Raw genomic sequence first — 12,772 nt, forward strand, 5'->3', positions numbered from 1 at the left:
TTACCTACCATATATGGGAGAGCGCCGTGTCCTCTTCCTTGCGGAACCATCCGGTTGTTTTGAATACAGTTAGGAACATTACAAAAAGCCTCTCCTGTGATTGAGGAGAGGCCTATCAATGCATCGCAGGGTCTTTACGTTATCTTACTTGAAAACCCCTTGTTTCTTTTCAGTGACTATGTCTGTGCGATCCTGGGTTATCGAAATTTTCAACGACGGCGCAAGCATTCCTCCAAAATGTTCCTTTTGATACTCAGGTGATTCCTGACCAATCTCATCAATTGATTTTCCTTCGACATCAACATATTCAACATAACTAATTACTGTTCCATTGGGCATTACCAACCAGGAGTAACCTTGATACGGATTGTCTCCCGGATTACCAATCACCAGCCCGCTGCCATTAAGTGGTTTATAGCTTCCGAATAAGGAGCTCGAAGTAAAGCCGTAAAGCCCTTCCGGCCCTTTAAGTCCGGGGGCAAATTTTCCAGTGTGTGTTTTGGTAAACAGATAGTAGTTATTGCCTTTTACGATCACGCTTGGACGCTCAAGTTCTTCATTTACACAGTTTGCTTCCAAGAGTGGAGGGAGTTCTTTAAATTCCGTTAGATTTCCGTTGGACGCTTTGGCAATACCGATACTACCGTTATATAGTTTTGCCTTTTCCGGAGTATCGTGGGTTTGGCGGAATTCTATCGATCCGATCTGTTCAGGCTGACAGGTCCGTTCCGCAGCAGTTCCACTGGTATTTGCTTCAAATAAAATATATTGTTCACCCGATTTAGGATCTTCGAAGAAATACGGATCGCGGAAGGAATAGGAAAGGTCCCCTAGATTGGATTGTTCTTGAGTTTGATAATATTTTCCGTCCGGTTCGAGGATAATTTTGTGGTCAGACCAATTTTTAAATGTCACCGTAGTATTGGTTGTGACAATGTCACCGGTAGTAGTAGCTATACGTTGCTCATAAGTAAGGCGAGTTTCATTTTTGCGTCCCGTTGCGGTATAGAACATATGAATTTTCCCGTCTTTATCAATAAAAGCGGAACCTGCCCATTGTCTGGAACCCAAAGCTTTTCCATCGTTGAATACTAACCCTCCGAGTTCCCAACCCTTACCGTCCTTTGAATAAAAATAGCGGATTTCAGCCGTATCATGGCGCTTTTCCGGGAATGACGTCTCTTGGTACCGTTAGAGCAAAGATAATTTTATAACCATTGACCACCGCGGGATGTCCTTGCCGGTCTTGCAAAGGCCACGTATCCCATACAAGATAGTCCGGAGACATTTTTTCCAGATCTTCTTTGTTTATGATTGGCGCCGTATTACTATCATTCAATTTGATTTGACTTGCAACCTCACGGGTCCAATTGGATACAGCTGCCGTTCCTTGCGCCAAGACGGTTGAACTGATGGCGGGTGTTAAAATTGCAGTAATTCCTATTACCGCGGCAGCTAGAGATTTCCCTATTTTATCGAAATTCCATTTCATTACTTGCAGCTCCTTTTTGTTATGAAGTATTTGGCATCATTTTAGTGTTTTTGACGTTCCTTTTTTTTCAATCCCTCCCATCAAAGAGGTAACAAAAAAGACCTAAAATGTTTAAGAGATTGTACAATAAAGGTACAATTCGCTCTTAACACATTCTAGGTCTTGCCTGCTAACCAGTTACAATCCTACAATATTAAATTCACCAACATTATATTCGGAAGGACGACTAATATCAATAGGTATAACGACTTAAAAATCAGTCTAATAAGCTCTCGTGGCTTCGCGGGGCAATTAGTATCATTATACGGCGATGCAAAATGCTCCTATTTTTGCCTTCTAATCCAAGTAATTATGGATAAAATTAATGACAGTAAAACAAAAAAAATTAGCCTTGCCCAAGGATAGTTTATAAGAACTTTGGACTGCCATGGCCATATGAATTTATCCATTTTTTGGCTCACTCCTTATATATTTTTTCCTGAACCATACTACAATGAATAACAGACTTGGTAAAAAAAACATCGAAATCACCGATTCAACAAGGAAATATTTTCATGGCGGAAAATACATGCTCGGCAGTACTCTTAGATATGGTCAGACCTAAATAGAGGACGATGACCGCTGTAGGATAAATAAGCAAATGACTGTTATGAATGTACATCAATTGCTGGATTCCCCGAATGGCTGTATACATTTGCAAAGTCGTTTTAAAAAAGGCTGTACTAACAAAGTACAAAATTCCTAACGCATCCAGGTTTTCTAAGAAATCCGCGATACTAATAACTTTGGCAAGTCTAAATAAGGGATAAGAACTGGATGAAAAGGTTCCTTCACCAAAAGTTAGAATCGCCAATACATCGAAAATTGTAATGCTCATCCCGAATAAAATTGTTGCGAGGATAGTCGTTTTCCTAATCCGCTCCGGTTGTTTGGTTAAAGGCCATATCATAGCAAATGCAATTGTCTCCCCAAAGGATTGGAGTATACCTAACGGCCATACCGCTTTCCAAACACGTCCCCATCCTTCTCCCAATATAGGCTGCAATCTCTCAAAATGAATCGTATGCGATCCAAAAATTAAGATGATCTCAATAAAGAACAACAATAAAATGACAGGTAAAATCATTTCAGCGAGTCTGGCTATAACCTCTATTCCACTTAATAGAACATAAGTGATAGCGATCATGAACAAACCAAGAACGATCCACTCAGGTGTACCCGGTAAAATGGTCGTAATAAGTAAATCCTTTACATCACCGAGTGTTCGTCCAGCGTTATATAGAAAAAGAATGGGAAACAACCAAGCAATCGGGGTACCTAGCCATTGACCGAACTGGGTTTGAAACCATTCAACAAGAGTCAAACCTGGCAGAAGCTGCATTAAGAGTGTATATATGAAAATAATGAAGATTCCGATTCCAGTAGATATTAAGGTAGCTATCCACGCATCTCTCCCGGCATTGGAAGCAAAACCGAATATAACTGTCGAACCAATCTGAAACAACATTGTAAGCATAAATAATTGCTTAGGTGAGATTCTCTCCATAGTGGTTTCTTTGCCTTCTCTTTTTCCCTTTTTTTGCACACATATATATTATGAACAAACTTTTGTATCATGTCCTGTTTTTTTCATAAATGTGGTTACAATATAAAAAATTAGGGTGAGCAGGGGGTGTTCTAAAAGAAGATGATGTATTGGCTAAAAAAAAATTTTAAAAATTCCAATCGAAATGATCAGAAGGCGTCCCTTAATAAGCAAGATGAATCAAAATTGGATGCTTTCACAGGGGATTATGAAGATGAATTGAATAAATTGAAAAAAATATTTGACCGAGCTTCCGATATCGTATTCCGGGAATTTCAACTGGGCGGGGTGCAATAAGGAGCACTGATTTTTTTGGATGGTATGGTCGACATGGAAACGATTGATTCAGATGTAATGAAACCCTTATTGGAATATGGGAAAAGTATATTATCTATGCCATCGAGGTTTCCATTAAAAGAAATGGCGGCCTTGCTTCAAGATCAAGTCATTTACACTGCACAGATCAGCATGGGGCAAAGTATTCAGGATACGGTGAATCATATTTTATCGGGTGATGCCGCTTTATTACTAAATGGTGTGCATCAAGCGCTTTTTATCAGTGCCAAGGGTTGGGAAAAGAGATCCGTGGAAGAACCGGCTACGGAAGCAGTCATTCGCGGCCAGAGGGAAGGATTTACAGAAGACCTGAGAACCAATACGAGTTTAATCCGAAGAAGATTAAAAACTCCTCAGCTTAAAATGGAAGCTATGAAAGTAGGGAAGTTATCGGATACGAATATTGTGATTACTTACCTTGAAGGAGTAGTACAGGAATCTTTAGTTGCGGAAGTCAAGGAACGAATCAGCCGTATTAATATTGATGCCGTCCTAGATAGCGCATATATCGAAGAACTCATTGTTGACAGCCCCTATTCCGTCTTTCCCCAAGTAAACAATACCGAACGCCCGGATAAAGTGGCTGCCTATTTATTAGAAGGGAAAATTGGAATTATCGTGGATAATACGCCGTTTGCTCTCCTTGTTCCGGTTAATTTTTTTGAAATGCTTCAATCGAGCGAGGATTATAACCAGAATTATATATTTTCTACCGTAATCCGCTGGCTTCGTTTCGTTATGATGGTAACCGCTTTACTCCTGCCTTCTCTTTATATTGCAGTGACGACTTTTCACCAAGAAATGCTGCCCACGACCCTATTGCTTAGTATCTCTTCCTCTAGGGAGACCGTTCCTTTTCCAGCGTTTGTGGAAGCTTTAATTATGGAAATTTTTTTCGAATGCTTACGGGAAGCAGGGATACGTCTCCCTCGAACCGTTGGGCAAGCAGTCAGTATTGTGGGGGCCCTTGTGATTGGGCAGGCGGCTGTTCAGGCGGGGATTGTTTCGGCGACGATGATCATTATCGTCTCGATTACTGGAATATCGTCCTTTATTTTTCCAACCTTCAGCCAAGGAATAGCCATACGCTTGCTTCGATTTCCAATGATGATCTTTGCCGCTACATTGGGTCTTTACGGCTTATTAATGGCGTATTTGATACTTTTAATCCATATGGCACGGCTTCGTTCCTTTAGTGTTCCTTATCTGTCTCCAATGGCGCCACTGAATTTCAAAAGTCTCAAAGATATTTACCTGCGTTTACCTCGATGGGGGATGATGAAATTGTCCCGATCAAAAGAATAAAGAAACGCCTGAAAGCTCCTCTATTTTTGGAAAGGAAACCATTCATGAGAAAACAAGGTATCCTGATCATTCTTACCACGTTATCACTGTTATTAACCGGCTGTTGGAGCCGGGTAGAGGTTAATGATATTGCTATCGTAACTGCAGTGGCAATTGATAAGTTGAGTGATGGGAATATCCGTATCGCTCTGCAAGTGCCCATTCCGATGAGACTTGGACCTATTGGAGCCAGTGGTGGTGGAGGAGGAGGCGGAAATGAAATGACGCTTCTCGTTTCAGAGGCAGGGGAAACGGTATTGGATGCCTACAGGAGACTTCAAAAAAAAGTATCTCGCCGTATTTTCTTTTCTCAAAACCGGGTTCTCATTATTGGTGAAAAGGCTGCAAGGGATGGTGTTTTCCCCATACTGGATTATTTTTCAAGAGGAAGGGGGGCCCGTCTACGTGGTTTAATTTTGTTTTCAAAAGGGGAAGCGGCCCCCCTTCTAAAACTGACCCCTAAGTTAGAAAGATATAATGCAGAAGTAATCCGCGAAGAGGAAAACGAACGGGTAGGATTAAGAATCATGCAAAAGGATTTTATCGATATGCTTACAACGGAAGGGATATCTCCAGTCGCAGCTCGAGTGGAGGAAAGGCCGGAGGAGATCAAGGGGGAGCAGTATTCCCTAAGAAATATGCCATCAGACAAAGAAAGGCTGACTCCCGCCATCGTTGGAGCGGCTGTTTTCCATCAAGATAAATTAGTTGGCTGGATGAATGACGAGGAAACACGGGGGATTCTCTGGCTTCGGAATGAATTGAAGACGGCAATAATTACGGTCAATATACCTAAAGAAAAAGGTGGGGGGAAAATAAGTGCGATGTTAATAAGGGAAAAGACCAAGGTCAAACCAATTCTTATGGGGAACAAAGTAAAAATGGAAGTGAACATTCATGCAGAAAATGAAATCCATGAAAATGGCTCGAAATTAGATCTAGGAGACCCCAAGGTTTTGGAATATGTTCAAACATTGCTGGAAAAGGATGTGAAGGAAAGGATTCAATTAGCCCTCCATAAGGCGCAAAAACAATTGAATTGCGATATATTTGGGTTTGGCAATGCGGTATATCGAACCTATCCCAAAGTGTGGAAAAAACAATTTAAAAATCGATGGGACGACGTGTTTCCGAATCTGGAAGTCAAGATTAATCCCCATGTAACAGTGGTTCGTACCGGTCTTTCTAGCAAGACCCCAGAAATGAGGGATTAAGCTGAAAAATTAGGATACTTTTTTACCACATTCTCTCTTTTCCCAGGGGCTGCATCACGTTCCGAATCATAAAAGTTGCTCCTAAATTTCTTTATTGAAACGTTTCCAAAGCTATGATATGATGATGACATCAAAGATTAATGGAGGTATTAAAGTGCCTAGCATCAAAGATGTTGCAGACTTAGCTGGAGTTGCGGTTGGCACTGTTTCACGAGTCATCAACAATCATATATCTGTAAAGGCCGAAACAAGAGAGAAAGTAAAAGCGGCGATCCAGCAATTAGGGTATATTCCGAACGAAGTGGCAAGAAACTTTAAAATGCAAAAGTCAAAAATGGTAGCGCTTTTACTGCCAAGTATATGGAATCCGTTTTTTTCGGAACTTGCCTATTACATCGAGGATGAGCTTGATCGAGAAGGGTTTAAATTAATACTCTGCAATAGTGGAGGTAAGCCGGACAAAGAGCTGTATTATATCGATATGCTCAATCAGAATAAAGTGGCAGGCATTGTAGGGATCACTTACAATGACATCGAAGATAGTGTGAGCACAGATATCCCGATTGTTAGCATCGATCGTCATTTTGCGAAAAAAATTACATGTGTGACCTCAGATAATTATGCCGGCGGCCGTATCGCCTTGAGAGAGCTTGTTAAGGCAGGCGCCAAAAAACCGGCGTTTCTTGGAGCCGTTACTTCTGTTTATAGTGAGACGATGCTCCGGAGAAAAGGATTTGTTGATGAAGCCGAGGCTCAAGGCATTGAATATATCGTCTATGAGGAGTCTGATCCGATTATAGATGATAATAAATATTTTGGAAATTTCTTTAAAGTTAAAGAACACCGGGATGTGGACGGCATATTTGCCATAACGGATATATTTGCCGCCAAATATATAGATAGAGCTAAAGCATATGGAATACGAACTCCAGAGGATGTTAAAGTAATCGGTTATGACGGCATTCAAGATAATCAATTGTTTCACCCGATATTATCAACGATCCGGCAGCCGGTTGAAGAAATGGCTAGAACGTCGGTCAAACTGCTCCTAAGAAAGATTGAAGATGAGACTTTGGAACAAGAGACTTATCGAATACCTGTCATTTATAGAGCGGGAGAGACGACTTAGCTAATCAAATTTTTTTAGATTGATTTGGAAACGTTTCAACGATTGATATCCTTTTTTAAATTCATTTTTGGAAACGTTTCAATGAATAATCTAACGAATAATATTAGGCAATAGGAGGGTTCCAATGGAAACAACCACAACCACTCGATATGTTGCGGTCATTAAGAAAAATAAAACGTGGATCAGGATCAAAGCGAATTATGAGCTGTACCTGTTTATCTTACCTGTAGTTGTGCTTTATCTCGTATTCAAATATTACCCCATGTACGGTGTACAAATTGCATTTAAACATTTTGTAGCCTCTAAAGGAATCTGGGGAAGCGATTGGGTCGGATTTGATAATTTCACGAGGTTTTTTGAATCCTATAATTTCTGGCAGATCATTCGGAATACGGTAAGCCTTAGCTTACTTTCGCTCTTATTCGGGTTTCCGATGCCGATTATTATTGCAATCATGCTTAATCAATTGATGAATAAAAAATATAAAAAATTTGTGCAGACGGTCATATACGCCCCGAATTTTATATCCACCGTCGTGTTAGTCGGGATGTTGTATGTTTTCTTATCGCCCAACAGCGGCATCGTCAATCATTTGGTCACGTGGTTTGGCGGGAAGCCGATATTGTTCATGTCAGATGCCAACTGGTTTAGACCGCTATACATCTTATCGGGGATATGGCAGGAAACCGGCTTCGCTACCATTATCTATTTAGCCGCATTGGCTGGGGTTAATCCCGAATTGCATGAGGCTGCGATCATGGATGGCGCAAGCAAATGGAATAGAGTCAGGCATGTCGATATACCCGGGATCATGCCGACCATCATCATTTTGCTGGTTCTTGCCTTGGGGAATATCATGAGTATCGGTTTCGAGAAAGCATTCTTGATGCAGTCGGATTTAAATCTTTCTACTTCTGAGATTATCCCTACCTATGTGTATACTCAAGGGATCCAAAAAGCACAGTATAGTTTTTCCGCTGCGGTAGGGTTGTTTAATTCCGTCATCAATGTCCTGCTGCTAATTACAGTCAACCGGGTTGCCCGCAAAATAACTGAGACGAGTTTGTGGTAATGGAGGCTAACCAATGGGATCTTTATTGAAAAGACGGTCTAAAGGCGATCTTACTTTTGATTGGTTAAACTATACGTTTCTTACTATCTTCGCATTATTAATTCTGTACCCTTTATATTTTGTTTTTATCGCTTCATTTAGCGATCCGAACCGTATTTATGCAGGGGAAGTATGGCTTTTTCCAAAAGGCATTACATTAGACGGCTACCAGCGGATTTTTAGCGATAAGATGATTTGGATCGGTTATGCCAATTCCTTTATCTACGCGATTGTCGGCACTGTGATAAGTGTAGCGTTGACTTTACTTGCCGCGTATCCGCTTTCACGTAAAGATTTTTATGGCAAAACATTGTTCACTTGGTTTTTCGTTTTCACCATGTTTTTTGGCGGAGGACTAATCCCGACATATCTTTTGGTCAAAGATTTAGGCATGCTCAATACGATGTGGGCTCTAGTGATCCCGAATGCTGCAGGAGTATTTAATATCATTATCGTCAGAACGTTTTTTCAAAGCACGATTCCGGACGAAATGAGAGAAGCAGCATTTATCGACGGATGCTCCAATACGAAGTTTTTCTTAAGTTTCGTTCTTCCTTTATCCAAGCCGGTCATCGCCGTTATGGTATTGTTCCATGCGGTTGGGTTCTGGAACAGTTTCTTTGATGCATTGATTTATTTGAATAATGATAAATTGTATCCTCTTCAATTGGTACTGCGAAACATACTTGTGCAAAACCAGGTGGGTCCGAACATGATGGTTGATGTGGAGTCATACGCAGCCAAGCTGAGAGTGACCGAACTTATCAAATATGGAGTTATTATCGTTGCAAGCGTGCCGCTTTTATGCCTTTACCCTTTCCTTCAACGGTACTTTGTCAAAGGCGTCATGATAGGGTCCATCAAAGGTTAGTCTCCGCAAAAATCCTCTGAGTTCCTAGGAATTTAGGTGATTGATAATAATTGTTTAACTAAAAAGGGAGGAAAATGAGCATGAAAAAAGTGATTTCTACAGGTTTATGCATGGTGTTAAGCTGTACGATGGTATTGACCGCATGTTCGAAGTCGGAAAATAAGCAAGGGGCTGACAGTACAAATAAGCCCAGCAGCACAAGTGACGGAAACTTTAATAAAACCGGAGAACTTATCGTAAACAAACCTGTCACGTTGAAAATGGTTTCTCCTAAAGCGGCGCTTGCGCCAAGTTATAATGAGATGGAAATTTTCAAAAGGCTCGAGAAGAGCACCAATGTTCACATTGATTGGAACAACATTCCCGATACGGATTATAAAGAAAAGAAAAACTTGCTCCTCGCCAGCGGGGATCTGCCTGATGCTTTCTATAATGCAGATTTTTCCGATTATGAGCTGATTACTTACGGTAAAGACGGGACCATTATTCCATTAGAAAAGTTGATTGATCAGTATGCGCCGAATCTCAGTAAATTGTTGAAGGAACGCCCTGATCTTAAAGCGGCGATAACGGCTCCCGACGGTCACATTTACGGGCTCCCGACTTGGGAGGAGAACGAACTCGGTACAAATCCTTTCTTCCATGTCATCAACAAGAAGTGGCTTGACAAATTGGGCTTAAAAATGCCGGAGACATTGGATGATTACACCAATGATTTGCTTGCCTTCAAAAATCAAGATCCGAACGGCAACGGCAAAAAGGACGAAATTCCGCTCAGCTTTATGGAAATGGGCTGGTGTATGGATATCAGCGGTCTATTCGGGGCATTCGGTATGCCCGACAACCTGGACCACCGCATTGTCCGCGACGGCAAAGTCATTTTCACGGCGGTTCAACCCGAGTACAAAGAAGCATTAAAGTATTTTAATGAAAAATGGTACAAACAGGGACTTATCGATCCGGAATCATTTACGCAGCAGCCTCCACAATATTTGGCGAAAGGCAAAACCCCAGATGAGACATTGGGTTCTTACGTCTGGTGGGAAATTGAAGAGGTAGTTGGGGCAGATCGTGCAAAAGATTATGCGCTTGTCCCGCCTCTTGTAGGACCTACGGGTAAAAAAGATATCGGGCGCGGCAACGGCGGCGGTCCAGGTAGAGGCGCTGTTGTCATTACAAAGGCAAACAAAAATCCTGAGATCACAATGAGATGGTTTGACGAGCAGTATGAGCCTTATATGGCGGCACAAATCCATTGGGGCCCGATCGGCGTCATTTATGAAAAGGACGCTAACGGCAAATTGGTTAACCTGCCTCTTCCCGCCGGCGTAGCCATGGGTGAATACCGTCAAAAAGTGGCACCGAACGGAGTGGGTGTCATTACGAAAAAAGACTTTCAAACGATTGTCGATATGGAGCCGCGCGCCAAACAAAGAAAGCAAGATCTTGCCAAATACTACGAGCCTTACATGGAGAAAGAGAATTACCCGACGATATTCTTCCAACCGGATGAATTGGAAAAGATTAATAAAATCGAACCTGACTTGATCAAATTTGTCAACGCGCAAAGGGCTAAGTTCCTCATTGATGGAGTCACTGACCAAACTTGGGACAATTATGTGAAGCAAGTAAAGTCAATGGGATTAGATGAAGTGATGGCCATCTATCAAAAAGGTCTGGATCGCTACAAAGCTGCACAAAAGTAAAAAGATAAACGCAAATGAAAGTCGGAACACCTTAGCTTTACGTTCCAGCTTTTTTTAAAATATAAAGAATTGGCAAAGGAAATCAAAGGTCAATTCATAGATCTCTTTCCATGACACATGAACCTGCTTTATCGGCAACGATGAAAGCTGTTTACCATGCCCAATAAAATGGTCTACTTATTTCTTACGATCCTAATATGCGAATTCCGCTATGGAAAGACTTAAACCATGCGAAATCCAGGATGGAGATCGGGTTGATATTTGCGGATATTTTAAAGATATCGGAAGAAGAGCTTGAATTTATTACGGGAATGAAAGATCTCGAAAGAGGCTCTCAATATATTTATGAACGTTCTCAAACGAAGCTGATTTTAGTTACGTTAGGTGCTGATGGTTGCTTGCCGTCGATCGAAGAAATTCGCGCTTTAATGAAAAAAAATAACACATAAGGATCAAGGTGATGAAGGTTAAATGAATAAGTACTATTATCAAGAAAAATATCGTCCGCAGTTTCATTTTACGCCGGAGACGAACTGGATGAACGATCCGAACGGGCTTGTTTATTATGAAGGCGAATACCATCTGTTCTATCAGTTTCACCCGCATGGAAGCACCTGGGGACCTATGCATTGGGGCCATGCGATAAGCAAGGACTTGGTTAGTTGGGAACATTTACCGATTGCTTTATTTCCGGATCATAACGGGTATATTTTCTCGGGCAGTGCTGTTATCGATTGGAACGATACAAGCGGTTTTTTTAACGGCGGATCGGGAATTGTAGCGATTTTCACCCACGCGGATACCTATCCGGATTCGGATCGGCCAAGACAGCGGCAAAGCCTTGCTTATAGTGCCGATAGCGGACGGAGTTGGACGACGTATGAAGGGAACCCCGTTCTCACCGATGAAGGAATTACGGACTTCCGAGATCCGAAGGTTTTTTGGCATGAACCGTCCGGCAAATGGATAATGATTTTGGCTGCAGGCAATTGTGTCCGGATGTATTTTTCCTCTAATTTGAAAGAATGGACTTTTGCCAGCGTTTTCGGTCATGAGGCGGGCTCCCATGCGGGCGTCTGGGAATGCCCCGACCTGTTCGAGCTGCCCGTAGATGAAGATCCTGACAAGACAAAGTGGGTCATGATCGTAAGCATCGGAAATGCCGAGGAATATGCGGAAGGTTCAAGAACCCAGTATTTTATCGGCCATTTCGACGGAATTCAGTTTATCAACGAAAACGACTCCGCCACCACGCTTTGGCTTGATCATGGAAGAGATAATTATGCAGGTGTGACCTGGTCTGACATCCCGAAAGAGGATGGACGCCGTGTTTTCATCGGCTGGATGAGCAATTGGAAATATGCAAATCAAACGCCGACAGAAGTTTGGAGAAGTGCCATGACAATCCCGCGCGTCTTGGCTTTAAGGTCAATGCCGGAAGGGACCAGACTCGTCCAGACTCCGGTTTCCGACCTTGAAACGCTTAGACTGGAGAAATTGGAGTGGAGCGATCTTACGCTCACACCGAATAACAATATTTTATCCGATATATCCGGCAAAAAATTTGAGATGATAGCTAAATTCGAATTGGACTCCGCAGCGGAATTCGGATTCAAAGTTCTTAAGTCGGAAGGCCAAGAAACGGTGATTGGCTATGATACGGCTGCACAAACGCTATTTATCGATCGCACCCGGTCCGGGGCTGCCGATTTCTGCGGGCATTTTCCTTGCAAACATGCTGCTGCGTTGCTGCCGATCCATAATCGGATAAAAATGCATATTTTTGTAGATTGGTCCTCCGTAGAGGTGTTCGGAAATGATGGAATACTCGCGATGACGGATCAGATTTTCCCGGATCATTCTAGTACAGGGTTAGAAGTATATGCAAAAGAGGGCAGTGTCAAACTCGTATCGTTAATGATGTTTCCGTTACAACCGATTTATTCTGCTGATAAATCCGTTGTGATGAATAGCTAATCTAAAA

12 protein-coding genes are annotated in these 12,772 nt (G+C 42.0%); 9 read left to right on the plus strand and 3 right to left on the minus strand.

Annotated elements, in window-relative coordinates:
• Positions 1 to 144: 144 nt before the first annotated feature.
• From GC098_RS36545 to GC098_RS36555, 3 genes are all read right to left on the minus strand, one after another.
• Positions 145 to 1,143, minus strand: a complete 999-nt coding sequence (locus tag GC098_RS36545) for a glycoside hydrolase family 68 protein (protein ID WP_171649271.1) — start codon at positions 1,141 to 1,143, stop codon at positions 145 to 147.
• Positions 1,144 to 1,153: 10 nt separating this feature from the next.
• Positions 1,154 to 1,492: a glycoside hydrolase family 68 protein gene (locus tag GC098_RS41040; protein WP_171649238.1), complete on the minus strand. Its 339-nt coding sequence runs from the start codon at positions 1,490 to 1,492 to the stop codon at positions 1,154 to 1,156.
• Positions 1,493 to 2,027: 535 nt separating this feature from the next.
• Entirely contained in the window at positions 2,028 to 3,038 is a 1,011-nt protein-coding gene (locus GC098_RS36555; protein WP_216625555.1) for a GerAB/ArcD/ProY family transporter, read from the minus strand.
• Between the two features lie 141 nt (positions 3,039 to 3,179).
• On the opposite strand from GC098_RS36555, the gene GC098_RS36560 reads away from it, so the two are divergent.
• The 9 genes from GC098_RS36560 (at position 3,180) to GC098_RS36600 (ending at position 12,765) form a co-directional block, all read left to right on the plus strand.
• Complete coding sequence (locus GC098_RS36560) at positions 3,180 to 3,374, plus strand: hypothetical protein (protein WP_171649240.1); 195 nt, start codon at positions 3,180 to 3,182, stop codon at positions 3,372 to 3,374.
• A gap of 24 nt (positions 3,375 to 3,398) precedes the next feature.
• Positions 3,399 to 4,718 carry a spore germination protein gene (locus GC098_RS36565; RefSeq protein ID WP_246359172.1) on the plus strand — a complete coding sequence of 440 codons (1,320 nt, stop codon included), beginning with the start codon at positions 3,399 to 3,401 and terminating at the stop codon, positions 4,716 to 4,718.
• Entirely contained in the window at positions 4,682 to 5,971 is a 1,290-nt protein-coding gene (locus GC098_RS36570) for a Ger(x)C family spore germination protein (protein WP_171649242.1), read from the plus strand. Before GC098_RS36565 ends, GC098_RS36570 begins: the two co-directional genes overlap by 37 nt.
• Positions 5,972 to 6,125: 154 nt before the next feature.
• Complete coding sequence (locus GC098_RS36575) at positions 6,126 to 7,100, plus strand: LacI family DNA-binding transcriptional regulator (RefSeq protein WP_171649272.1); 975 nt, start codon at positions 6,126 to 6,128, stop codon at positions 7,098 to 7,100.
• A gap of 124 nt (positions 7,101 to 7,224) precedes the next feature.
• On the plus strand, positions 7,225 to 8,172 hold the full coding sequence (locus GC098_RS36580; RefSeq protein WP_171649243.1) for an ABC transporter permease: 948 nt from the start codon (positions 7,225 to 7,227) through the stop codon (positions 8,170 to 8,172).
• Between the two features lie 13 nt (positions 8,173 to 8,185).
• A complete protein-coding gene (locus GC098_RS36585) occupies positions 8,186 to 9,082 on the plus strand; it encodes a carbohydrate ABC transporter permease (protein WP_171649244.1) in 897 nt (298 codons plus the stop codon).
• Positions 9,083 to 9,162: 80 nt separating this feature from the next.
• Positions 9,163 to 10,788, plus strand: coding sequence for an ABC transporter substrate-binding protein (locus GC098_RS36590; RefSeq protein WP_246359165.1), 1,626 nt, complete (start codon positions 9,163 to 9,165; stop codon positions 10,786 to 10,788).
• Positions 10,789 to 10,985: 197 nt separating this feature from the next.
• Positions 10,986 to 11,237, plus strand: coding sequence for a PfkB family carbohydrate kinase (locus GC098_RS36595; protein ID WP_246359166.1), 252 nt, complete (start codon positions 10,986 to 10,988; stop codon positions 11,235 to 11,237).
• 22 nt (positions 11,238 to 11,259) lie between these two features.
• Entirely contained in the window at positions 11,260 to 12,765 is a 1,506-nt protein-coding gene (locus GC098_RS36600; RefSeq protein ID WP_171649245.1) for a glycoside hydrolase family 32 protein, read from the plus strand.
• Positions 12,766 to 12,772 lie beyond the last annotated feature (7 nt).

The sequence above is a fragment of the Paenibacillus phytorum genome (assembly GCF_013141715.1).
In the GTDB taxonomy this organism is placed as follows: domain Bacteria; phylum Bacillota; class Bacilli; order Paenibacillales; family NBRC-103111; genus Paenibacillus_E; species Paenibacillus_E phytorum.

Excerpts from the sequence above, each read along its gene's own strand:
- GC098_RS41040 (WP_171649238.1), bottom strand. The coding sequence starts at position 1,492 with ATGAAATGGAATTTCGATAAAATAGGGAAATCTCTAGCTGCCGCGGTA.
- GC098_RS36555 (WP_216625555.1), bottom strand. The coding sequence starts at position 3,038 with ATGGAGAGAATCTCACCTAAGCAATTATTTATGCTTACAATGTTGTTT.
- GC098_RS36560 (WP_171649240.1), top strand. The coding sequence starts at position 3,180 with ATGATGTATTGGCTAAAAAAAAATTTTAAAAATTCCAATCGAAATGAT.
- GC098_RS36565 (WP_246359172.1), top strand. The coding sequence starts at position 3,399 with ATGGTCGACATGGAAACGATTGATTCAGATGTAATGAAACCCTTATTG.
- GC098_RS36570 (WP_171649242.1), top strand. The coding sequence starts at position 4,682 with ATGGGGGATGATGAAATTGTCCCGATCAAAAGAATAAAGAAACGCCTG.
- GC098_RS36580 (WP_171649243.1), top strand. The coding sequence starts at position 7,225 with ATGGAAACAACCACAACCACTCGATATGTTGCGGTCATTAAGAAAAAT.
- GC098_RS36585 (WP_171649244.1), top strand. The coding sequence starts at position 8,186 with ATGGGATCTTTATTGAAAAGACGGTCTAAAGGCGATCTTACTTTTGAT.
- GC098_RS36590 (WP_246359165.1), top strand. The coding sequence starts at position 9,163 with ATGAAAAAAGTGATTTCTACAGGTTTATGCATGGTGTTAAGCTGTACG.
- GC098_RS36595 (WP_246359166.1), top strand. The coding sequence starts at position 10,986 with ATGCGAATTCCGCTATGGAAAGACTTAAACCATGCGAAATCCAGGATG.
- GC098_RS36600 (WP_171649245.1), top strand. The coding sequence starts at position 11,260 with ATGAATAAGTACTATTATCAAGAAAAATATCGTCCGCAGTTTCATTTT.